This window comes from Achromobacter sp. ACM03, from assembly GCF_014851665.1.
Lineage (GTDB): Bacteria > Pseudomonadota > Gammaproteobacteria > Burkholderiales > Burkholderiaceae_B > Achromobacter > Achromobacter aegrifaciens.
Genome location: NZ_JACVAD010000001.1, coordinates 617,135 through 639,894 on the forward strand (window position 1 = coordinate 617,135; position 22,760 = coordinate 639,894).

20 protein-coding genes and 1 pseudogene are annotated in these 22,760 nt (G+C 68.7%); 15 read left to right on the forward strand and 6 right to left on the reverse strand.

Features of this window, described 5'->3' with window-relative positions:
* Positions 1 to 68: 68 nt before the first annotated feature.
* Positions 69 to 521, reverse strand: coding sequence for a MarR family winged helix-turn-helix transcriptional regulator (locus tag IB257_RS02800; protein ID WP_054454602.1), 453 nt, complete (start codon positions 519 to 521; stop codon positions 69 to 71).
* Between the two features lie 80 nt (positions 522 to 601).
* Between IB257_RS02800 and IB257_RS02805 the strand changes: the two genes are divergently transcribed.
* On the forward strand, positions 602 to 2,389 hold the full coding sequence (locus IB257_RS02805) for a chloride channel protein (protein ID WP_175180890.1): 1,788 nt from the start codon (positions 602 to 604) through the stop codon (positions 2,387 to 2,389).
* Here IB257_RS02805 and IB257_RS02810 read toward each other — a convergent pair.
* Positions 2,375 to 3,268, reverse strand: coding sequence for a LysR family transcriptional regulator (locus IB257_RS02810; protein WP_175180891.1), 894 nt, complete (start codon positions 3,266 to 3,268; stop codon positions 2,375 to 2,377). The two genes, IB257_RS02805 and IB257_RS02810, sit on opposite strands and share 15 nt — an antisense overlap.
* 132 nt (positions 3,269 to 3,400) lie before the next feature.
* Here IB257_RS02810 and argC point away from each other — a divergent pair, with 132 nt between their 5' ends.
* Positions 3,401 to 4,333 carry an N-acetyl-gamma-glutamyl-phosphate reductase gene (argC, locus tag IB257_RS02815; RefSeq protein WP_192491832.1) on the forward strand — a complete coding sequence of 311 codons (933 nt, stop codon included), beginning with the start codon at positions 3,401 to 3,403 and terminating at the stop codon, positions 4,331 to 4,333.
* 39 nt (positions 4,334 to 4,372) lie between these two features.
* Here the strand turns inward: argC and IB257_RS02820 are convergent, their stop codons facing one another.
* Entirely contained in the window at positions 4,373 to 5,278 is a 906-nt protein-coding gene (locus IB257_RS02820) for a LysR family transcriptional regulator (RefSeq protein ID WP_254593287.1), read from the reverse strand.
* 122 nt (positions 5,279 to 5,400) lie between these two features.
* Here IB257_RS02820 and IB257_RS02825 point away from each other — a divergent pair.
* The 4 genes and pseudogenes from IB257_RS02825 to IB257_RS02840 all read left to right on the forward strand — a co-directional run.
* Positions 5,401 to 6,981, forward strand: a pseudogene (locus tag IB257_RS02825) (ATP-dependent acyl-CoA ligase); the annotation flags it as partial.
* Between the two features lie 36 nt (positions 6,982 to 7,017).
* Entirely contained in the window at positions 7,018 to 8,331 is a 1,314-nt protein-coding gene (locus IB257_RS02830) for an MFS transporter (RefSeq protein ID WP_054454595.1), read from the forward strand.
* The gene (locus IB257_RS02835) at positions 8,328 to 9,476 is read left to right on the forward strand and encodes a thiolase family protein (protein WP_175180893.1); all 1,149 of its coding nucleotides are present in this window, start codon (positions 8,328 to 8,330) and stop codon (positions 9,474 to 9,476) included. Before IB257_RS02830 ends, IB257_RS02835 begins: the two co-directional genes overlap by 4 nt.
* Complete coding sequence (locus tag IB257_RS02840; RefSeq protein ID WP_175180894.1) at positions 9,473 to 9,796, forward strand: hypothetical protein; 324 nt, start codon at positions 9,473 to 9,475, stop codon at positions 9,794 to 9,796. The genes IB257_RS02835 and IB257_RS02840 overlap by 4 nt, the downstream gene beginning before the upstream one ends.
* 12 nt (positions 9,797 to 9,808) lie before the next feature.
* Here the strand turns inward: IB257_RS02840 and IB257_RS02845 are convergent, their stop codons facing one another.
* Complete coding sequence (locus tag IB257_RS02845; protein WP_175180895.1) at positions 9,809 to 10,639, reverse strand: prolipoprotein diacylglyceryl transferase family protein; 831 nt, start codon at positions 10,637 to 10,639, stop codon at positions 9,809 to 9,811.
* A gap of 29 nt (positions 10,640 to 10,668) precedes the next feature.
* Complete coding sequence (locus tag IB257_RS02850; protein ID WP_054454586.1) at positions 10,669 to 11,433, reverse strand: IclR family transcriptional regulator; 765 nt, start codon at positions 11,431 to 11,433, stop codon at positions 10,669 to 10,671.
* Between the two features lie 219 nt (positions 11,434 to 11,652).
* Here IB257_RS02850 and IB257_RS02855 point away from each other — a divergent pair, with 219 nt between their 5' ends.
* The 9 genes from IB257_RS02855 to IB257_RS02895 all read left to right on the forward strand — a co-directional run bounded on the left by IB257_RS02855 (position 11,653) and on the right by IB257_RS02895 (position 21,537).
* Entirely contained in the window at positions 11,653 to 13,197 is a 1,545-nt protein-coding gene (locus IB257_RS02855; protein ID WP_175180896.1) for an acetolactate synthase large subunit, read from the forward strand.
* Positions 13,198 to 13,228: 31 nt separating this feature from the next.
* Positions 13,229 to 14,023: an SDR family NAD(P)-dependent oxidoreductase gene (locus tag IB257_RS02860; protein ID WP_054454582.1), complete on the forward strand. Its 795-nt coding sequence runs from the start codon at positions 13,229 to 13,231 to the stop codon at positions 14,021 to 14,023.
* A 30-nt stretch (positions 14,024 to 14,053) separates the two neighbouring features.
* Complete coding sequence (locus tag IB257_RS02865) at positions 14,054 to 15,097, forward strand: glycosyl hydrolase (protein WP_175180897.1); 1,044 nt, start codon at positions 14,054 to 14,056, stop codon at positions 15,095 to 15,097.
* Positions 15,098 to 15,115: 18 nt separating this feature from the next.
* Positions 15,116 to 15,601, forward strand: a complete 486-nt coding sequence (locus IB257_RS02870; protein WP_054454578.1) for a VOC family protein — start codon at positions 15,116 to 15,118, stop codon at positions 15,599 to 15,601.
* Positions 15,602 to 15,650: 49 nt separating this feature from the next.
* The gene (locus IB257_RS02875; protein WP_192491833.1) at positions 15,651 to 16,253 is read left to right on the forward strand and encodes an amino acid synthesis family protein; all 603 of its coding nucleotides are present in this window, start codon (positions 15,651 to 15,653) and stop codon (positions 16,251 to 16,253) included.
* Between the two features lie 12 nt (positions 16,254 to 16,265).
* The gene (locus IB257_RS02880; RefSeq protein ID WP_054454573.1) at positions 16,266 to 17,108 is read left to right on the forward strand and encodes an alpha/beta fold hydrolase; all 843 of its coding nucleotides are present in this window, start codon (positions 16,266 to 16,268) and stop codon (positions 17,106 to 17,108) included.
* A gap of 54 nt (positions 17,109 to 17,162) precedes the next feature.
* On the forward strand, positions 17,163 to 18,848 hold the full coding sequence (locus tag IB257_RS02885) for a bifunctional 3-(3-hydroxy-phenyl)propionate/3-hydroxycinnamic acid hydroxylase (protein WP_192491834.1): 1,686 nt from the start codon (positions 17,163 to 17,165) through the stop codon (positions 18,846 to 18,848).
* Complete coding sequence (locus IB257_RS02890) at positions 18,845 to 20,440, forward strand: sulfatase-like hydrolase/transferase (protein WP_192327730.1); 1,596 nt, start codon at positions 18,845 to 18,847, stop codon at positions 20,438 to 20,440. The genes IB257_RS02885 and IB257_RS02890 overlap by 4 nt, the downstream gene beginning before the upstream one ends.
* A 110-nt stretch (positions 20,441 to 20,550) precedes the next feature.
* Positions 20,551 to 21,537, forward strand: coding sequence for a tripartite tricarboxylate transporter substrate binding protein (locus IB257_RS02895; RefSeq protein WP_175213330.1), 987 nt, complete (start codon positions 20,551 to 20,553; stop codon positions 21,535 to 21,537).
* Between the two features lie 60 nt (positions 21,538 to 21,597).
* On the opposite strand, the gene argE is transcribed toward IB257_RS02895, so the two are convergent.
* Positions 21,598 to 22,749: an acetylornithine deacetylase gene (gene argE, locus IB257_RS02900; RefSeq protein ID WP_192491835.1), complete on the reverse strand. Its 1,152-nt coding sequence runs from the start codon at positions 22,747 to 22,749 to the stop codon at positions 21,598 to 21,600.
* Positions 22,750 to 22,760: the final 11 nt, after the last annotated feature.

Sequence of the window (22,760 nt, forward strand, 5' to 3'; positions counted from 1 at the left end):
GTCGCGGGGCGACAATTTATCACGCGAGGCAAAGCTGCGCTGCATAAGCTTATGCAGCAGGGCGTGGATCAGGCGTTGCCGGAGTCGTCGCCGATGCGGGTCAGCAGGCGCGTCAGCAGCGGGCGCATGGCGCGTAGCTCTTCCAGGTGCGAGGCCGAGAGGTCTTCGAGCATGCGCTCGGCCTTCGCGGTCAGCACGACCTCTACGCGGCGGCCGTCCTCGGGGTCCGCCTCGCGGCTGACCAGATCCAGGCGCGCCAGCCGACCCACCAGTTCGGCGGCCGTGTGGGGCCGGATCAGGAGGCGTTCGGCGATTTCGCCCACGTACAGGCCGCGGCGGCCAGGGACGTTCTTGCGCGTGCCCTTGATGGCGAGCAGCGCCTGGTGCTGCTGCGGCATCAGGTCCAGTCCGGCGGCGGCGTTTTCGCTGAAGGCGGCAAAGCGGCGCAGCGCATAGCGGAAGTCGGCCAGGAGCTCGTAGTCCGTGGCGGTCAGCTGGGGTGGGGGCGAGGGCGGTTTCACCTGGGCGATTCTAATATATGTCGTGATACGATATATATGACATTTCGCAAATCCCTGCGCAATTCTTCCCGTCTTCGAACATGCCTCCCACTTCTTCCTCCGCCCGGGCCGCGCTGCGCCTGGGCGACTTCACCACGGACAAACGCGTGGTCCTGCTCATGGGCCTGGCCATCCCGGTCGGCCTGGCCAGCGTAGCCGCGGCCTGGGCCCTGCTGCGGCTGATCGCGCTGTGCACCAATCTGGCGTACCACCAGCAGTTCTCTTTCAAGGACCAGCCCATCACGACAGGCCACCTGGGCCTGGCTTCGGTCGCCATTCCGGTGGTGGGCTGCCTCATCATCGGCTTCATGGCGCGCTACGGTTCGGAAAAGATCCGCGGCCACGGGATTCCGGAGGCGATGGAAGCCATCCTGATCGGCAAGAGCCGCATCCAGCCCAAGGTGGCGGTGTTGAAGCCCGTGTCTTCCGCCATCTCCATCGGCACGGGCGGCCCGTTCGGGGCCGAAGGCCCGATCATCATGACGGGCGGCGCCATCGGCTCGCTGCTGGCGCAGACCATCCACCTGGACGACGGCGAACGCAAGACCCTGCTGGTGGCCGGCGCGGCCGCGGGCATGACGGCCATCTTTGCCACGCCCTTGGCGGCGGTGCTGTTGGCGGTTGAGCTGCTGCTGTTCGAATGGAAGCCGCGCAGCTTCCTGCCGGTGGCGATGGCGGCGCTGGTGGCGGCGGCCACGCGCGCCTTCGTGCTGGATGGCGGACCGATATTCGCGTATTCGGGTTCGCTGGGGTTCACGCCCGCGCATCTGCTGGCCTGCGCCGCCGTGGGCGTGCTGGCCGGGCTGGGATCGGGCGTGCTGACCTCCATGGTCTATGCGGCCGAGGACCTGTTCGAGAAACTGCCGCTGCACTGGATGTGGTGGCCGGCCTTCGGCGGCCTGGTGATCGGCCTGGGCGGCTTGATCGAGCCGGCGGCGCTGGGCGTGGGCTACGACAACATCCGCCATCTGTTGGCGGGTGATCTGGCGTTCCAGGCCGTGCTGCTGCTTCTGGCGGTCAAGGTCATCATCTGGTCCGTCGCGCTGGGTTCGGGGACCTCGGGCGGGGTGCTGGCGCCGCTGCTGATATTCGGCGGCGCGTTGGGGGCATTGGCCACGCCGTTGCTGCCGCAGGCCGATCCGGGCTTCTGGGCGCTGCTGGGCATGGCCGCAATGATGGGCGGCACCATGCGCGCGCCGCTGACCGCGACCCTGTTCGCGGTGGAACTGACCGGCGACATGGGCGCGCTGCTGCCAGTATTGGCCGCCTGCGTGTTCGCGTATGGGATGACAGTGCTGCTGCTCAAGCGTTCCATCCTGACCGAGAAGATCGCGCGGCGAGGCCACCATATCAGCCGCGAATACCGCGTGGATCCCTTCGACCTGCTCCGGGTCAGCCAGGTGATGACCACGCCGGTCCAGACGCTGCCGGCCGACTGGACGGTGGCGCAGGCCATCGCGCATTTCACGACGGCGCAGCCGGTGCATACCAGCTATCCGGTGCTGGATGCCGAAGGCGTGGTGGTAGGCGAAGTCACGCGCGCCGATACGCTGGCCTGGGCCATCGACGACGAGCAGACCGGGCGTACGTTGGCCGAGGCCCTGCAAGGCCGCGACCTGGTGTACGGCCATCCCGAGGAACTGGCCAGCCAGATCGCCGACCGCATGGCGCTGACCGGCGCCGGCCGCATACCCATCCTGGACCGGGCCAACGGCCGGCTGGTGGGCATCGTGGGGCGCAAGGACCTGTTCCGCTCGCGCGCGCGGCGGCTGCGCGAGGAAAGCCAGCGCACCGCGTACTTCCGCCGCACGCCTTCAGCGGGCGGGTGAGGCGCGCAGCTCCCACAACACGTCCAGCACGTGCCGGGTGGCTTGCTCCACCTGCCCGGCGCGGTGCGCGATGCCCAGCGGGCGCCAAAGGGCCGGCCGCAGCGCGCGCATGTCGATGCGCGGATCCGGCTGCGGCGCGGTGGCCTCGTGCGGCAGCAGCGTGGCGCCGTAGCCCGCGGCCACCAGGCTCTTGATGGCGTCGTTGTAATTCAGCTGGATGCGGGCGCGCGGGTTCAGGCCGGCGGCGGCGAACCATTCGCCCGTCAGGCGCGACAGCCGCGTGCTGGCGTCGTTCAGGATCAGCGGCCGTTCGGCCAGCCAGGCCGGCGTCAGGCGCGCGGGCGCTTTCCAGCTGGCGGGCAGGAAGGCCATGACCGGGTCGCGCCGCCAGGGGCGCAACACCAGGCCTTCCAGCGGCGGCTGGGGCAGGGCCACCAGGCCCACGTCCAGCGAACTGTCGGCCAGGCGCAGGAGCGTTTCCTGCGAAGTCAGCACAGCCACTTGCACGTCAATGCCGGGATGGTTGCGCCCCAGCGTTTCCAGGGCCTGCGGCAGCAAGTGGGCTATGGCGCCGGTGGAAGCCCCCAGCCGCACGCGCCCGGACAAGCCCTGCACCTGCCGCTGCACGTCGTCCAGCGCCTGGTCGGCATCGGCCAGCAGGCGGCGCGCGCGTTCCAGCAGGGTTTCGCCGATGGCGGTGGGGCGGACCTGGCCGCGCTTGCGCGTGAGCAGCGGCGCGCCAATGCGCTCCTCCAGGTCGGCCACATGCAGGCTGACGGTGGGCGGGGCCAGATGCAGCGCGCGCGCCGCGTCGGCGAACGAGCCCAGGTCGGCAATGGCAACCAGGGTGCGCAGGCGGTCCAGGCTGATTTCACGCATGGCGGTGTCGTTCAGGAAAGCTGAATTGGATAGTCATGATATTCGACTTTTGTTATCTGCCAGTCCAGCCGATGATGGAGTCCTGCGCCCGGAACCCCTTCCGGCGCGCCTTTGATCCAGGACGCAAGCGCCATGACCCAACCTCTAGTTTTCATCGACGGCGACCAGGGCACCACCGGCCTGCAGATCCATGAACGCCTGCATGGGCGCACGGACCTGCGGCTGCTGACGCTGCCCGAGGCGGAACGCAAGGACCCGCAACGCCGTGCGCAGGCGATCAACGGCTGCGACATCGCCATTCTCTGCCTGCCGGACGAACCGGCGCGTCAGGCTGCCGCGTCCATCGTCAATCCCGCGGTACGGGTGATAGACGCCAGTTCCGCCCACCGCACGACGCCCGGCTGGGTCTATGGCTTTCCGGAAATGAACGCGGAGCAGGCCGGACTGATCGCCCAGGCGCTGCGGGTCAGCAACCCGGGTTGTTATCCCACGGGCGCGGTCGCGTTGCTGGGTCCGCTGGTGCGGGCCGGGCTGGTGCCGGCCGACTATCCGGTGGTGGTGCACGCGGTATCAGGCTATTCGGGCGGCGGGCGCGCGGCGGTGGACACCTACGAAGCCGCGGACGGCGCGCCGGGACCGGCGTTCCAGCTCTACGGCCTGGGCCTGGCGCACAAGCACACGCCCGAGATCGAGCGGCATGCGGGCCTGACGCGGCGGCCGGTGTTCGTGCCGGCCTACGGCGCGTATCGCCAGGGCATCGTCCTGACCGTGCCGCTGCAGTTGCGCCTGCTGCCGGCGGGCGTCGACATGGAACGCCTGCACGCCTGCCTGCAGCAGCATTACGAGGGCGCGCGCCACGTGCAGGTCGTGGCCCCGCAGGACGCGGCCGCCCATACGCACCTGGATCCGCAGGCGCTCAATGGCACCAACGACCTGCGCCTGGCCGTGTACGGCAATGCGCAGCACGGCCAGGTGCTGTTGACGGCGGTGTTCGACAACCTGGGCAAGGGCGCGTCGGGCGCGGCGGTGCAGAACCTGGACCTGATGCTGGCCGCGCTGAAATAACCACCATGGCCCTGGGCTGCCGCAACGGCCCGCGCTGGCTCAGGCCGTAGCCCGGTCCGCCAGCGTCTCCACCACCAGGCGGCGCAGCCAGACGGTGCCCGGATCGCTTTCGAAGCGCGCGTGCCAATGCACCGTCACGGACAGCGGCGGCAGCGCGATGGGCAGCGGGCGTATCTGGAACGCGTCGTCGTGGTTGAACCAGATCGCGGCCCGCAGCGGCAGGGTCATGGTGAGATCGGTGCGCCGCACGATCTCGGCGGCCGCCGAGAAATGCGGCAAGGTCAGATATGGCCTGCGCGGCAGGCCGGCCTCGCTCAGCACATCGTCCAGCAAGCGGTGGGCGCTGGCTCGCGAGGCCACCAGGATGTGGTCCAGGCGCTTGTATTGGCTACGGGTGAGGCCCGCCGACAACACCGGATGGCCGCGCCTGCCCATGCAGGTGTAGCGTTCGCTGAACAGTTCCGCGTGGCAGGTCTCGCTGCCCAGCCCGGCCAGGTTGCCGATGGCGAGATCGACCTCGCCGTCTTTCAGCGCCTGCGGCAGCCGTTCCAGCGGGATCTCCAATACTTCCACCTGCAGGCGCGGCGCCAGGGCGTGCACGCGTTCCATCAATGACGGCAGGAACACCATTTCACCGATATCGGACATGGACAGGCGAAAGCGCCGGGTGCTGCTTGCGGGCTCGAAGCGCTGCCGCAGGTTGACCGCTTCCGCAAAGCTGTTCATGCCGCGCTCTATGGGGTCGGCCAGGGCAAACGCGACCGGCGTGGGCTGCATGCCGGACGCCGTGCGCGCGAACAGGGGGTCGTCGAATTTTTCGCGCAAGCGCGCCAGCGCGTAGCTCACGGCGGGCTGCGTCAGGTTCAGGCGCTGCGCCGCGCGCGTGACGCTGCGTTCCTGCAGCACGGTCAGGAAAACCCGCATGAGGTTCAGATCGAAGTCCACGCATGCCTCTCATATCAGCTTGATTTATAAGATAAATAATATCCATAAATTTGACATATAAATAGTTGATTCCTAGACTAATTTCATAAGGCTGGGGCAACGCTTGCCGATGGCCGCAACACAGGGGAAGCACCGCCATGCATGCGTTGACACTGCCGTCGTTGTTGCTGGAGCAGGGCGCCCGATGGGGCGAGCGCACATGGGTGCAGGCGCCAGGCGGCGCACTGCGCTACGGCGATGCTCCCGGGCATGCAGCGGACTGGGCCGCGCGCCTGGCTTCGGCCGGCGTCGCCCGGGGCGACCGGGTCGGGCTGATGGCCGGCAACCGGCATGAATTCCTGTCCATCGTGCTGGGCTGCGGCTGGCTGGGGGCGGTGGTGGTGCCCATCAACACGGCGTCGCGCGGCATGCAGTTGCAGCACATCCTGGCCAACAGCGGTTGCCGCTTGCTGGTGGCCGACGCCGCGTCCTGTCCGGCGCTGGCTGCACTGGACATGCAGCCCCTGGCCTTGAACCGCATCTGGCTGCTGGACGGCTACGCCGACGCGCTGCCGGTGCAAGCGTGTCCGCCTCCTCCCGCACCGGACACGCCGCTGCCGCCGGCAGCCGACCTCGGGCCGGGAGATACGCTGGCCATCCTGTACACCTCGGGCACGTCAGGCCTGTCCAAAGGCGTGTGCTGTCCGCACGCGCAGTTCTATTGGTGGGGCAGGATCGCCGCGCGCAACCTGGAAATCGCCGAGAGCGACGTGCTCTACACGAGCCTGCCGCTGTTCCATACCAATGCCCTGAACGCCTGCTTCCAGGCGCTGGTCACGGGCGCGACCATCATCTGCGACGAGCGCTTCTCGGCCAGCCGCTATTTCGACCGGCTGGAGGCCACGGACGCCACGGTGACCTATCTGCTGGGCGCCATGGTGCCCATGCTGCTGGCGCAGCCGCCTGCCGCAGCCGAACGGCGTCAGCGCGCGCGGATTGCGCTGGCGCCCGGGGTGCCCGAACGCTTCCATGCGGCATTCGCCGAACGCACGGGCATCGCGCTGCTGGAAGGCTACGGCTCGACCGAAACCAACTTCGCGCTGGGCGGCACGCTGGACGAGCAGCGGCCGGGCACGATGGGGCGCGTCGCGCCCGAATTCGATGCGATGGCGGCTGACGAGCACGACGCGGCGGTGCCAGACGGCACGCCGGGCGAATTGCTGTTGCGCTCGCACATCCCATACGCCATCGCCACCGGCTATTTCGGCATGGACGACAAGACGGTGGAAGCCTGGCGCAATCTCTGGTTCCACACGGGCGACCGGGTGGTGCGCGATGCGGACGGCTATTTCCGCTTCCTGGACCGCACGAAGGACGCCATCCGCCGACGCGGCGAGAACATTTCCTCGTACGAGGTGGAGCAGGTGCTGCTGGCGCATCCGGCGGTTGCCGCCGTGGCGGTCTATGCGGTGCGTTCCGATCTGGCGGAAGACGAGGTCATGGCGGCGCTGGTCTACAAGACCGGGCAGGCCATCGCGCCCGAGACGCTGTTGGACTTCTGCCAGCCCCGTATGCCGTATTTCGCCGTGCCGCGCTATCTGCGCGTACTGGACGATTTGCCGCGCACCGAGAACGGCAAGATCCGCAAGTTCCGCTTGCGGGATGAGGGCATTACCGGCGACGCCTGGGACCGCGACGCCGCCGGCTATCGCGTGGCGCGCTGAGCGTCATCAATCCATTCAAACAGACTAGGGGCGGCAATGACGATGGCATACAAAGGGGCGGCCGCGGCCGCTGGCGACGATGCGCGCAGAAAACGCACGCGGCGCGTGGTGATGGCGTCCGTCGCGGGCAACGCGATGGAATGGTATGACTTCTTCATCTACGGCACGGCGGCGGCGCTGGTGTTCGGCGAACTGTTCTTTCCCAAGGGCACCGACCCGCTGCTGGGCACCATGGGGGCGTTTGCCGGCTTTGCGGTCGGCTTTCTGGCGCGGCCGCTGGGCGGCGTGATCTTCGGCCATATCGGCGACCGCTACGGCCGCAAGCTGGCGCTGGAATGGACCCTGGGCTTGATGGGCGCCGCCACCTTCCTGATCGGGCTGTTGCCTACCTATGATCAGGTCGGCTTCTGGGCGCCGGTTGCCATGGTGGTGTTGCGCATCCTGCAAGGCGCGGCCGCGGGCGGCGAGTGGGGCGGGGGCGTGCTGCTGATCAGCGAGGCGGTCGGGGGCAAGCGCCGCGGCTACTTCTCGTCCTTCAGCCAATTGGGAGTGGCGGGCGGCTTCGTGCTGTCGTCGGGCGTCTTCATGCTGGCGCAGCAGCTGCCGCAGGAAGCCTTCATGAGCTGGGGCTGGCGCCTGCCGTTCCTCTTGAGCGTGCTGATCTTCGGCGTGGGCCTCTACATCCGCAAGCACATCCCCGAAAGCGATGAATTCGTGCAGGCCGCCAAGACCGCCAAGCGCGGCATGCCGGCAGTCGAAGTGTTCCGCCGCTATCCGCGCCAGGTCTTTACCGCGATGGGATTGCGCGTGGCCGAGAACGGCGGGTCGTACATCTTCCTGGCGTTTGCGCTGGCCTACGGCAAATTCCTTGGCATACCCAACGACGTCATGCTGGGCGGCGTGCTGGTGTCGATGTTCATCGAGCTCGGCACGCTGGTCTGGTTCGGCCACCTGTCCGATCGCATCGGCCGGCGGACGGTGTACCTGATTGGTTCGGCCGGCCTGGTGCTGGTGGCATTCCCGTTCTTCTGGCTGGTGCAGACCAAGGAGCCGGTGTGGATATTCCTGGCCTTCTTCCTGGGCAACACGGTCTGCCATGCCGCGATGATCGGCACCCAGCCGGCGTATTTCGCCGAACTGTTTCCCGCAGAGGTCCGCTACACCGGATTGGCGCTGGGGCATGAACTGGCTTCTGTATTCGCCGGCGGCCTGTCGCCGCTGATCGCCATGGCGCTGCTGCGCAAGTATGAATCGGCGACCCCGGTAGCGTGGTTCCTGGTGGGCATGGCCGCGGTCACCGTGATCACCTTGCTGCTGACGCGCGAACCCCCACGGCAGGAGTCGGCGTGAGCGCGGCGCGCGGCCCGGGCATCGTCGGCGTGGGCGAAACGCCTTCGCTGCGCCATCCCGGCCCGGGAACCAGCACGGCCGGCCTGATGGCCGAGGCGATCGCGCAGGCGCTGCGCGGCGCAGGGTTGAAGCCCGGCGATGTGGACGGCCTGGGCGTGGCTTCATTCACGCTGCGCCCCGACCGCGCGATCGATCTGGCGTGGCGCCTGGGACTGCGGCTGAACTGGTGCATGCAGGACGAAATGGGCGGCGCCAGCGCCATCAACCTGTTGCGCCAGGCCTGGCTCGCGTTGCAGGCCGGGCAGGCCGAGACGATCGTGCTGGTCGCGGGAGACCATTTCACGGGCGCCGATTTCGCAGGGCTGGTACGCGGCTACAACCGCAGCGCGCAGGACTATCTCAGTCCCCTGGGCTGCGAGGGGCCGAATCCCCTGTTCGCCATGCTCACGCAAAGGCAGATGGCGCGCGCCGGTCTTGCCCGCGAGGACTATGGCGCGCTATGCGTCGCGCAGCGGCTATGGGCAGCAGGCAACCCCAACGCCGCGTATCGCGATCCATTGAGCCTGGCGCAATACCTGGCCGCGCCCATGGTCGCGCCGCCGCTGGGACGCCTGGATTGCGTGCCGGTGGTCAGCGGCGCTTGCGCGCTGGTGCTGAGCGCGCGTCCGGCGGGAATCAGCGTGCGGCTGCTGGCCAGCGATGCGCGCTACAACGATGACCAGCAGGAAGGCGACGGATTGCAGACCGGCATCGCGGCGTTCGCGCCAGCGCTCTGGCAGCGCGCTGGCCTGGGACCGGAAGACATGGATGTGCTCAGCGTGTACGACGACTATCCCGCCATGGCGCTGGCGCAGCTGTGCGATCTGGGCTTCGCCAGCATCGATGACCTGCCTGGCTTCATCGCGCGCCGCCTGGCCACCCGGGACTTGCCGGTCAACACCGCAGGCGGCCAACTGTCCGCCGGGCAGGCGGGCACCGCCGGCGGCATGCATGGCCTGGTCGAAGTGGCGCGCCAATTGCTGGGGCAGGCAGGGGAACGGCAGGTGCGCGGCGGGCGTCACGGCGTGGCTACCGGCTACGGCATGGTGCAGCTGCGTTACGGGATGTGCGCCAATGCGGCCGTGCTGGCGCGGGAGGAAGCATGAGCGTCGACGTCAGCCAATGTTGCAGCTGCGACCATCTGGTCTATCCCGTGCGGCTGTGGTGCCCGGCTTGCGGCCATGGACAGGCGCGCGCGGCGGCGGTGGAACAGGCCGAGTTGCAGGCCTGGACCGAATTGCCGTCGCGGAACGGTGCGCCTGCCGCAGTCATCGCCACGGTCCGGGCGCTGCCCGCGGGACCGGTCCTGGTCGTGCGGCTGGAAGAACCGCCCGCCCATGCGGGCCAGCGCCTGTGGCTATTCGAACGCGATACGGACGGGCAGCCTTTGCCTTGGGCCCGCGTCGCGGCCGAACCGCAGATCTGAAGCGCCAACGCGTCAATCGCCGCTGGCCGGCGCCTGGATCGCCTCCAGGCGCTGGGCCAGCGAAGCCGCGGACAACTCGCCCACGCGCAGGTCCACCAGCCGTCCCTGGGCGTCCAGGAACAGCGTGGCGGGCAGGCCGCGGTTGCTCATCTGGCGCGAGGCCGCGCCTGCGGGATCGAGCAGCACGTTGCGCAGCGACGGCGCGTGCTGCGCCAGGAACGCCGTCACGTCCGGCGGCGCTTCGGCCTGGTTCAGGAAGACGAAATTCACATCGGGATGCGCCGCTTGCGCCTCGGTGAATGCGGGCATTTCGCGGCGGCAAGGCGGGCACCAGCTTGCCCATAGATTGATGACGGTAGGTTTGCCCTGGTAGGCCGCGAGCGCCGCGGGCGTGCCGTCCAGCTGGCGCAAGGCGAGCGCGGACAGTTCGGGCAGGGCCTGCGGCGCGCGCGCCAGCCACCGCCCGCCGCCTATCCAGACCGCGCTGGCCAGCGCCAGCGCGCCCAGCAGCGCGGGCCGCGACGCCTGGCGGCGCAAGGCCGCGTACAGCGTGTAGAGCCATGCCGCGGCAAGCCCGGCCATACCGGCCCAGCCGCCATCGCGCACGTCCAGGATCCGGAGCGGATTCTCGATGAAGTGGGCCTGGAACTGCCAGACAAAGCCGAGCCGGGCGACGACCAGGCCGATGATGAGCGCGCGCCACAACACCGTACTGGTGTCGGGCCGGGACTCCTGCCCGCGGGTCAGCAGCCTGGCGGCCAGCAGTCCGATAGCGGCGGCAACGATGAGAACCAGCAGGTCCGAGGGAAAGACGAGGGGACCGATACGGATGGCGGGCGTCATGCGTGAATCTGGAACTGGCGCGGCGGGGATCAGGCTGCCTGCTGCAGCTTGGCCGGCGCCTGCGCGATGCGGCGGGTGATTTCGGTGGCGGCGCGGCAGGTCAGGCCGGCGAGGTAGTCCTCGCGGAAGGCCGCGAAGGCGTCCTGCATGCCGATGAGCGTGATGCTGCCCAGCACATGGTTCTCTTCATCGAAGATCGGCGCGGCGATGCCGGTCTTGCCGGAATCCAGTTCCCCCGACGAGATGCAATAGCCGGCCTTGCGCACTTGCAGCATGGCCCGGGAAAAGGACTTCCAGTCCTGGCCCAGCCGCTGCATGTCGGGGGCATCGGCGTGTTCGTCGTAGACGCGGCGCAACTGGCGCGGCCCCAGATTGGCCAGGATCACGCGGGCGGTCGCGCTGCGCAAAAGCGGCATGTGCCGGCCGCGGCCGAAGTTCAGGGCCTGGGTATTGCGCCCGGCCTGCTGGTGCACGTTGATGACCTTGTCGTCGTAGCGCGCGCTGAGCAGCACGTCCAGGCCGGTCTGGCTGGATAGTTCCTCGATCAGGTCGCGGCTGACCGTCAGCATGGGGTCGTACTCCCGCATCTGCAGATCCAGCGCGATGATGCGCGGACCCAGCGCGTAGCCGGCTGGCAGGCGCACCAGCAGGCCGCAGGCGCACAGTTCGCGCACGTAGCGGTAGGCGGTGGCGGGCGCGTAGCCGCGCAGCTGGCAGATGGCATCGACGTCCAGGACCGGCCGGTCGGGCTGAAAGAGGTCCAGGACATCGAGCATGCGGCGAAGACTGTTCATGTGCGTGAGGTGTTGTAAGGCTGACGTGCTGCGAGGGTGCACCAAGGGGCGCGTATTGGCAAATCGTCCTGCCGCGCGCGCAGCGTGCACGCGCGTATAGGAGATCCGCGCAGAACTATCAAATAGATAATTCTAATAAATTATCCAGCATCAATCCGCCAAAAGAAATTGCACATTTATCAAATTACGATAAAGTAGCGAAAAAAGGAGGCGGTAATCATGACCGGAGCTAGTGCCTTGCTGGAGGCTCTGCGCAAGCAGGGCGTGGAAGTCTGTTTCGCCAATCCCGGCACGACCGAGCTGGACCTGGTGCGTGCGATGGAGGAGGTGCGCGGCATGCGCTGCGTGGTCGGCCTGCAGGAGAACGTCTGCACCGGCGCGGCCGACGGTTATGGCCGGCTGGCTGGAAAGCCGGCCGCGACCCTGCTGCATCTGGGGCCGGGCTTCGCCAACGGCATCGCCAATCTGCACAATGCGCGGCGCGCCCGCACCCCCATCGTCAACATCATCGGCGACCACGCCAGCTGGCACCTGGAATGCGACGCGCCCCTGACTTCGGACATCGAGTCGCTGGCGCGCCCAGTCTCCGGCTGGGTGGAGCGCATCGCGTCCGCCCAGGACGCCGCTGGCGCCGCCCGCGCCGCCGTGCAGGCCAGCCTGGCCGATGGCGGCCAGGGCGCGACGCTGATCTTTCCCGCCGACTTCCAGGCGGAAAGCGTGACGCCGGATTCCGCGGATGCTGCCGCCGAGGCCGCTGCGCAGCCCGAGACCTTCGACGCCGCCGCCGCATGGCAGCGCCTGAGCCGCGCGCAAAAGCCGCTGTTCCTGCTGGGCGGGGGCGGTCCCGCCAGCGGCCTGGGACGCCGCGCGCAGATTGCGGCCGCGCGCCTGTGCGCCGCCCTGGGCGGCAAGGCTTACGCCGAGACCTTTCCCGCCAGATCGGAACGCGGCCGGGACTTGCCGGACTTCGACCGCCTGCCGTATTTCCCGGAACCCGCTCGCGCTGCCCTGGACGCTGCCGACCTGGTGGTGCTGGTGGGGGCGCTGCCGCCCGTGACCTACTTCGGCTATGCCGGTCACCCCAGCCGGTTGGTGCCGGCGGAACGCCTGCTGGAACTGGCCGCTCCCGGCCAGGACGCGGCCTCGCGCCTGGAAGCGCTGGCCGAATTGGCGGGCGCGCCGGCCTTCGAATCCGCCGCCGCGCCGCTGCCCGAGCCTGCACCAGGCGCCTTGACGCCGCAATCCATTGCCGCAGTGGTGGCGCGGGCCTTGCCCGAAGACGCCATCGTTTCGGTCGAAGGCGGCACCTGCGGCTATCCGCTGTATGCCGCGTCCGCCGGCGCCGCGCCGCACACCGTGCTGACCAATACCGGCGGCGCCATCGGCCAGGGCTTGCCAGTCGCGATGGGCGCCGCCATCGCCTGCCCGCAGCGCCGCGTGGTGGCCGTGCTGTCCGACGGCAGCACCCAATACACGATCCAGGCATTGTGGTCGCTGGCGCATGAAAACCTGCCGGTCACGGTGCTGATCGCCGCCAACCACCAGTACGCCATCCTGCGCAACGAGCTGCGCCGCGGCAACGCCGTGCTGGGCGAACGCGCGGCCGAACTGACCGCGCTGGACCGCCCGCGCATCGACTGGGTGGGGCTGGCCTCCAGCTACGGGGTGCAGGCCAGCCGCGCCGCGACCTCGGAAGAATTGGCCGCGCAGCTGGAATCGGCGCTGCGCCAGCCGGGCCCGGTCCTGATCGAGATGGCGCTGTAGGCGCCGCCATATATATAAGGAGCATCAAAGCATGGACTTGCAACTCAAGGGGAAAGTCGCGGTGGTCACGGGCGGCAGCCTGGGCATCGGGCGCGCGGTGACCGAAGCGCTGGCCGCCGAGGGCGTGCGTGTGGCCATCGTGGCGCGCCGCCAGGCGCAGCTGGACGAAGTGGCGGCTGAAATCACCCGGGCCACGGGCGTGGAAGTGCTGGGCGTGGCGGCCGACGTGTCGGACACCGCCCAGGTCAACGCGATGATGCAGCGCGTGGCCGAACACTTTGGCCGCATCGACATCCTGGTCAATGGCGCGGCCCATCCCGGCGGCCTGGTGCGCAGCGAGATCGACGAGGCCGATCCCGAAGGCCTGCTGGAAGACATCAACATCAAGGTGGTGGGCTACATGCGCTGCGCCAAGGCTGCGGCGCCGCACATGCGCCAGGGCGGCTTTGGCCGCATCGTCAACATCGGCGGCCTGACCGGGCGCGGCAGCAAGCAGCTTTCGGGCATGCGCAACGTGGCCATCTGCCACATGACCAAGACCCTGTCGGACCAGCTGGGTCCGCATGGCATCACGGTCAACGTGATCCATCCGGGCGTGGTAGAGACGCCCCACATCCATGAACTGTACGAAAAGGAAGCCGCCAAGCAGGGGCTGACCCCCGCCCAGGTCGAGGCCAACTATGCCAAGGCCACGCCCATACGCCGGGTGCTGCAGCCGGCGGAGATCGCCGACGCGGTGCTGTTCCTGGCATCGCCGCGGGCAGGGGCCATCACCGGCGAATCGCTGGGGGTGGATGGCGGCATCACGCGCGGCATCTTTCTTTGAACCGCTGAACCTCATTCGGGGAGTCTGGATATGCAAGGCACGATACTGGTCGGCACCGCCGGCCAAGGAATACTGCGCAGCGTGGACGATGGCGCCACCTGGCACCGCCTGGGGCTGAAGGAAGCCATCGAGTTCGACGGCACGGTGCGCAGTCTGGCCGTGGATCCGGCCGACCCGCGCCGCGTCTTTGCCGGGGCCGACGCCGGCATGTGTGTCAGCACCGACGGCGGCGCGCATTTCACGCGGGTGGACAGCCCCATGAACGGCATGACCGTCTGGGCCATGGCCATCGATCCCACAAATCCGCGGCGCATGTACGCGGGCACCGGCGCGCCGTCGCGCGCAGCGATGTTCCGTTCGGTGGACGGCGGCGCGAGCTGGCAGCGCCTGTCGCCCGAACTGCCGGAGTTCTGTCGCGGCGTGAACCGCCCGCGCATCCTGTCGGTCTGCGTGGATCCGGATGACGGCCGCGAGGTCTGGTTCGGCGTCGAAGAAGGGGGCTTGTGGCGCAGCCGCGACGGCGGCGATACCTGGTCGCGCGAGGACGATGAAGGCAATGCCGATGCCATCGCCAACCCCGACATCCATTGCGTAGCTGTCCTGCCGGCCACGGCCGCCGCGCCCAAGACCGCCATGGTGCTGACGGTGAACTCCGTCTATCTCAGCGAGGACGACGCCCGGCGCTGGAATGGCGTGGCTTCCAAGTCGCGCTTTGACGGCATGTACTACACCCGCACGGTGCAGGCGCTGCCGGACGATCCCGACACGCTGCTGCTGGCCATCGGCGACGGCACGCCAGGCACGCGCAGCAGGATCTACCGTTCGTCCGACCGCGGCCGCAACTGGCAGCCGGCGCTGCTGCACACGCCGCCAAATTCCACCTTCTGGGCCTTCGGCGTGCACGCAGCCGACCCGCGGCTGGCGTTCGCCGGCACCAAGTACGGCCATCTGTTCCGCTCCACCGACGGCGGCCGCAGCTGGTTCAAGGAATGGCGCGATTTCAGCGAAATCACCGCCGTGGCCTGGACGCCGTACGCCGCGCCCGTGACCGCGCACCCCCAGTCCATCAACTGACACCCGCCCGAGACCGCCATGTCCACCAACACCACGCTTGCGCCGGCAGACCGCCGGCCGCGCATCGCGCGCACCCACCTGGCCCTGTTCGTGCGCGACCCGTTCGCGTCGGCGCCCTGGTACGAATCCGTGCTCGGCATGCAGGAGACCGCGCGCGGCGAGCAATGGGTGTTCCTGTCCTTTGGGCGCAAGCACCACGACATCGCCCTGATCCGCGCGGCCGAAGGCGAGCCCGCCCGCGGCCCCGTCAACATGCAGCACTACGGGCTGGAGATCGAGGGCGACGTGGACGAGCTGCGCCGCCTCTACGGCATGTTGCTGGCCAAGGGCGTGGACGTCGTGAAAATCACCGATCACAAAGTCGGCTACGGGCTGTACTTCACCGACCCCGACGGCCACCGCTTCGAGTTCTTCTGCGAAACCGTGCACGGCGACGAAGAGGGCAAGCAGGTCCTGCACGACCACAACGCGCCCAGCGTCCCCATGACCCTGGACCCGCTTTGACCGCCCGCACGGCGCACTCCTTCCTGATCCCACATTTTCTGGAGCATCCATGAGCAGCACCAACTTCGGTCCCTACCGCATCCGCAAGTGGTATTTGCAGATCGACGACACCCTCACTACTGAAACCGGCGAACCGGCCGACGGCGAGCCGCTGCGCAAGATCGTTATCGCGGCCGCGCTGCACAACCCCTATGCCGGGCGCTTCGAACGCGACCTGTCGGGCTATGTCGAACCCTCGGGCAGGCTGGGCGAGGAGTTCGGCCGGCGCATCATCGCCGCGGCCGGCGGCCAGCCGCTGGAAAGCTACGGCAAGGCCTGCGTGGTGGGCACGGACGGCGAATACGAGCACGGCAACGCGTTGTTGACCACCATCTTCGCCGAACCCGTGCGCGCGGCGCTCGGCGGCGGCAAGGCCTGGGTGCCTTCCACCGGCAAGCGCGGCGGTCCCGGCACCGTCATCGACATTCCGCTTGCCCACAAGGACGCGCTCTATGTCCGTTCGCACTACGACAGCGTGACCGCGCTGTTCGGCGACGCGCCCAACCGCGACGAAGTGCTGATCGCCTTCGCGTTCGCCACGCGCGGGCGCCTGCATGCGCGGCTGGGCGGCATCCCCGCCAGCGAAATCCAGGGCAAAGACGGACTCTGCTGAAAGGAAGCCGATATGCAACGCCGCGACACCGCTATCGCCGTCAACGGCATGACTTTGCACCTGACCGAGTGGGGCCCCCAGGCGGGGCGTCCGCTATTCATGCTGCACGGCATCCGCGGCTATGCCGAGACCTTCGCCGGCATCGCGCAGGCGTTGCAGCCGGATTTCCGCGTCCTGGCCTATGACCAGCGCGGCCGCGGCGCCAGCAGTTGGGATCCGCAGCGCAACTACTACACCGACGCCTACGTGGATGACCTGGCGGGCGTGGCCGACGCGCTGGGCCTGGACCGCTTCGATCTGCTCGGCCATTCGATGGGCGGCATCGCCGCCATCGTCTTTGCCGCCCGCCATCCGCAGCGCGTGCGGCGCCTGATCGTCGAGGATGCCGGACCCGCCGCTTTCGAAGGCAGCGCGGGCGCGGCGCGCATCCAGCGCGAATTGCGCGAAACGCCCGAGTTCTTTCCCGACATCGCCGCGGCCCGCGAGTACCTGCGCGCGCTGCGGCCCAGCGTGACCGAAGCCGCCCGCGAGGAACGGCTGCGCCACATGTTGAAGGAAGACGGAGCAGGCGGCTGGACCTGGCGCCACGACCATGCGGGCATCGCCGCGACCCGGCTGGACCCCGATCCGGCGCGCGTGGTGGACCTGTGGCCGCAGGTCCAGGCGCTGGGCTGTCCGACCCTGGTCGTGCGCGGCGGGCGTTCGGACTACCTGCAGGCCCAGACCGCCCGCGACATGGCGGCGCGCAATCCGAACGTGGAATGGGTCGAGATAGAAGGCGCCGGCCATTACATCCATGACGATCAGCCGGCCGCCTTCGAGCAGGCCGTCGGCGGGTTCCTGCGGCGCGCCTGAGGTGTCTGAGCGCAACCCGTCAGGCAAAAGACAAGAATCCAAGGGAGAGCCGAGATGGCGCATATCGTAGAAGTGCCGGTGCTGGTGGTGGGCGCCGGGCCGGTCGGCGTGACGCTGGCCAATCTGCTGGGCAGTTATGGCGTGGAAACGCTGGTGCTGGAACGCAACCGGGACGTGCTGGACTATCCGCGCGCGGTGGGCCTGGACGACGAAGCCATGCGTACCTTTCAGAGCGCGGGCCTGGCCGATGAAATGCTGCGCGACATGATCCAGAACGTGCCCATGCGCATGTACACGCGGACCAAGCGCTGCTTTGCCGAGATCCTGCCGGCCACGCGCGAGTTCGGCTGGTATCGCCGCAATCTGTTTTCGCAGCCGCTGGGCGAACGCACCCTGCGCGCCGGTCTGCGGCGCTTTCCCCATGTGACGCTGGAACTGGGCAGCGAGCTGCTGTCGCTGGCGCAGGACGAGCGCGGCGTCACGGTGCGGGTGCGCGATGCCGAGGGCGCCGAGCGCGAGATCCGCACGCAATACCTGCTGGCCGCCGACGGTGGGCGCAGCACAGTGCGCGAACGCCTTCTGCAATTGCCCTTCGACGGCAATACGCATCCGCGCAAATGGGTGGTCATCGAATGCGACCAGGACCCGCTGGACGCCCCTTATACCGCGCTGCATTGCGAGCCGCGCCGCCCCTATGTCTGCCTGCGCCTGCCTTACGGCCTGCGGCGCTGGGAGTTCATGCTGTTTCCGGGCGAGGACGGCGAGCAGATGCTGCAGCCGGAAAAGGTGCAGGAACTGCTGCGCCATCACGTGGCCGACCCGGCCAGGTTGAACGTCATCCGCGCCCGCGTCTATACCCACAATTCCCGTGTGGCGCGTACTTTCGTCTCGGGCCGCGTCTGTCTGGCGGGCGACGCCGCGCACCTGACCCCGCCCTGGATCGGCCAGGGCCTGAACGCCGGCCTGCGCGACGCCTTCAACCTGGCCTGGAAGGTGGCCTGGATCGTGCAGGGCCGCCTGGACCCGGCCGCCTTGCAGAGCTACCACGACGAACGCCACAGCCATGCCCGCGCCATGATTTCGCTGGCCGACATGTTCGGCGCCATGCTGTCGCAGACCAACCCGGTACTGGCGGCGCTGCGCGACACGTTCTTCCTGTCGATCCGGAATATTCCGAAGATCCGCGACTATGTGCTGCAAATGAAGTTCAAACCCATGCCGCGCTATAGCCGCGGCGTGGTGGGCGACAGCGCCGACAAGACGCAGCGCGAGTGCATCGGCCGCATGTTCATCCAGCCGCTGGTGGAAGGCGAGAACGGCGCCACGCTGCGCCTGGACGAAGCGCTGGGCGCGGGCTTCGCGCTGATAGGCTGGCGCCGCGATCCGCGCGCAGGGCTGCCGCCGGCCCTGCGGGCGCAGTTGGACAAGCTGGGCTGCCGCTACGTGGCGGCGCAGCGCGCGCGCAGCGGCTGCGATCCCGACGAACTGCAAGCCGGCGCCTTGCCCGTGTTGCAGGATACGGAGAACGCGCTGCATTTCTGGTTCCAGCGCACCCGCGCGGACTGGGTGCTGGTGCGGCCGGACCGCTACGTCGCGGCGCTGGGCCGCAGCGCGGACGCCGCCGACGCCCTGGGTCGCTTCGCCGCCCGCTTCGTACCCGGGGCAACCCAGATGGCCGCGCAGCCGGCAGGCAAGCCGTCTCACGCGCCCGGGGCGATCCTGAACGGAGCGCAGCCATGAACGCACCGGTCCAGCCCGCGGGCAACCCGGTCCGCAACGTGCTGTTCATCATGTGCGACCAACTGCGCGCGGATCACCTTTCCTGTTATGGCGGAGCCGGCGCCTTGCGCACGCCCCACATCGACCGGCTGGCAAGCATGGGCGTTCAGTACGACCGCGCCTACGTGACGTCCGCGGTCTGCGGCCCGTCGCGCGCGTCCTACTACACCGGCCGCTATCCGCTGTCGCACCGCGTCACCTGGAACCGGGTGCCGCATCCGGTGGACGAATGGTGCCTGGGCGAATACCTGGCCCAGGCCGGACTGCCGCTGCACCTGCTGGGCAAGACGCACTTCGTGCCCGACCGCGCCGGATTGCGGGGCAAAGGCTATGCGGCCGAGGACGAGCAACGTTTCCTGCAAGGCGGCTTCGTGCCGATCGAGCGTTACGACGGCCATTTCGAACTGGCCAAGGACAGCCCATACCGCCGCTACCTGCGCGAACGCGGCTACGACAGCGAACGCCCCTGGGAAGACTACGTGGTGGGCAGCCAGGCGGCCGACGGCAGCATCGCCAGCGGCTGGCTGATGCGCAACGCGCCGCTGCCCGCCCGCGTGGACGCGGCGGATTCCGAGACGGCCTATCTCACGGACCGCGCACTGGACTTCATGCAGGGGCAGGGCGACAAGCCCTGGGCGCTGCATCTTTCCTACATCAAGCCGCACTGGCCGTACAAGGCGCCGGCGCCATACCACGCCATGTACGGCGCGGAAGACTGCGCGGCGCCCGTGCGCTCGCAGGCGGAGCGGGAGCGCCCCCATCCTGTGCATGGCGCCTACCAGCGGCTGGAAGAGTCGCAGTCCTTCGCCCGCGACGAAGTCTGGCGCAGCGTACGGCCGGTCTACATGGGGCTGGTCAAGCAGATCGACGACCAGATCGGCCGGGTACTGGACTTCCTGGAGCGCAGCGGCCGGCTCAAGGACACGCTGATCCTCTTCACCTCGGACCACGGCGACCACCTGGGCGACCACTGGCTGGGCGAAAAGGAGTACTTCTACGACAGCGCGATGCGCGTGCCTTGCCTGGTCTATGACCCGGCGCCGGCCGCCGACGCGACCCGCGGCAGCCGCAGCGACGCATTCGTCGAATGCATAGACGTCGTCCCGACGGTGCTGGAGGCGCTGGCGCTGCCGGGCCAGGAACACCGCATCGAGGGCCGCTCGCTGCTGCCGGGCATCCGCGGCGTGTCGGAGTCCGCGCCGTCCGCGCGCGAGTACGTGGTGGGCAGCCTGGACTACGCCTACCGCGAGGCGCGCCTGTTCCTGGGACGCGGCGAGCGCGAGTGCACCGGCCTGATGGTGCGCGACGAGCGCTACAAGTACCTGCATTGGCAGGGCTATCCCGCGCAATTGTTCGACCTGCGCGACGACCCGGGCGAGCTGCATGACCTGGGCGCCGATCCGGGCATGGCGCCGGTGGCGGCACGGATGCGCTCGGCGCTGCTGGACTGGCATGAAGGCCTCAAGCGCCGCGCCACCGAGACCGACGAGGAAGTACGCGAGCGCACGCATGCGCACGAACGGATGATGGGCATTCTGATCGGCCGCTGGTGAAGCGGACCGGTCCTGATCTGGATTTCCAGCCGCCCGGGTCCGTCCTGGCCCGGAGCGGCAACTCAGTCGCCGGACTATTCCGGGAAACGACATATACAAGGGGAAGTACCATGGGATCGCCGTACCGTTGTTGTTTGCAACCCGTCCTGTGGGCCGCGCTGGCGCTAGTGCCGGCCGGCCAGGCCGCGGCCCAGTCCTGGCCGTCGGACACCGTGAAGATCGTGGTGCCGTATCCGCCCGGCACCGAACCCGACGTGCTGGCGCGCGACCTGGGCAACCGCCTCTTCAAAGAGAGCGGCAAGACCGTGGTGGTGGAAAACCGCCCCGGCGCCAACGCCATCATCGGCAGCGATTACGTCGCCAAGGCGGCGGGTGACGGCAATACCTTGCTGATGGTCGACCGCCTGGCGCTCGAGACCAATCCCTTCCTGTACGCCAAAGTGCCGTACCGGTGGCAGGAGGATTTCAAGCCGGTCACCGACCTGGGCCAGGTGCAGCTGTACGTGGCGGTCAGCAATGCCTTTCCGGCCAAGACCTACAAGGAATTCATCGACTACGCCCGGGCCAATCCGCAACGCATCAACGTAGGCACCGGCGGCCAGGGCCACGTGAACCATCTGGGCATGGCCATGCTGGCCAGCGCCGAAGGCGTGCAGTTCACCTATGTGCCGTTCAAGGGCGTGGCGCCGGCCATGACCGCGACCATGGCTGGCGACGTGGACAGCGTCATGGCTGGCGGCCTGGCGGTGTCGGAACAGTACAAGGCCGGCAAGATCCGCGTGCTGGTCGCCGGCGCTTCGCAGCGGGCGGCGATGATGCCCGACGTGCCGACGCTGCAGGAAGCGGGCGGCAAGGCCGGCAGCATCCCGTCCACGGTCTTTACCCTGTTCGCTCCCGGCAAGACGCCGGACGAGCTGGTGGCGCGGATCAACCAGGCGGTGACGGCGGTCACGGCGGATCCGGCGTTTCGCCAGACCTACGAAGCGCGTGGCCTGCTGGTGCGCGGCTCCACGCCCCAGGCCACGCTGGCTGCCATGAAGGAAGAGGCCGGCCGCTATGAAACCCTGATCAAGTCCGCTGGCATCAAGCCGGATTGAGCACGCGTCCCGGCGCCGCCGCGGGTGGCGTCCGGGGACGTGGAAACGCCGGGGCCGGCGCTATAGCGCCGCCAACAGCCGTTCCAGGAATGCATCGCACTCGGCGAGTTGCGCGCGCGAGATGAATTCGTCGGGCTTGTGGGCTTGCGTGATGGATCCCGGACCGCACACCACCACGGGGACGTCCAGGTGCCGGGTGAACAGCCCGCCCTCGGTGCCGAAAGCCACCTTGGTCTTGCCGGTCCCGGCGGGCAGCAGGGATTCCACGAAACGCACGGCCTCGCTGGCCGGATGCGTGTCCAGCCCCGGATAGGCGTTGATCTGCTCTATCCGGATATCCGCGGCGGGCGCACGCAGGCGCGCCTGATCGCGGATGTCCTCGGCCGCCTGGCGCAAGGGCGCAAGCAGCGCGTCGGGATCGTCCTGGGCCAGATGCCGGATCTCGAAGTCGACCGCGCATTCGTTGGGCACGATGTTCAAGGCGCGTCCGCCGTGGATGCAGCCCGCGTGGACGGTTGCATAGGGCACCTCATAGGCCGGGTCGCGCGCGCCATGGGCTTGCAGCTCGTCCTGCAGGGCGCGCATGGCGCCGACCATGTCGCACGCCAGATGGATGGCGTTCAGCGCCCGCGGCGCCAGCGCGGAATGGCCTTCGACTCCCTGGCAGACGGCGCGCAAGGCCATCTTGCCCTTATGGCCGGTGGCGATCTGCATGGAGGTCGGTTCGCCCACGATGCACAGCGCGGGCCGGGTGGGCGCCATTTCCATGACGTCCAGCAGCCGGCGCACGCCGACGCAGCCGATCTCCTCGTCGTAGGACAGCGCCAGTTGCAGCGGCCGCCGCAACGGACGCTTGCTGGCCAGCAGCATCGCGTTGACGGCACCGGCCACGAAGCCCTTCATGTCCGCTGCGCCGCGGCCATACAAGAGCCCGTCGCGCTCGGTCAGCGCGAAGGGCGGCACGGTCCAGGCCTGTCCGGCGGCGGGCACCACGTCGGTATGTCCCGACAGCAGCACGCCCGGAACATCGGCGGGGCCGACGGACGCGTGCAGGTTGGCGCGGGTGCCGTCGTCGCTGCGCACCAGCGTGCAGGCAATGCCGTGCGCCGCCAGCAGTTCGCGCACGGCCTCGATCAGCGCCAGGTTGGGCGTGAGGGTCACCGTGTCGAAGGCGATCAGGCGCGCCAGCAGCGCCTCGGAAGCGGTAGGCATGGCGTTGCCGC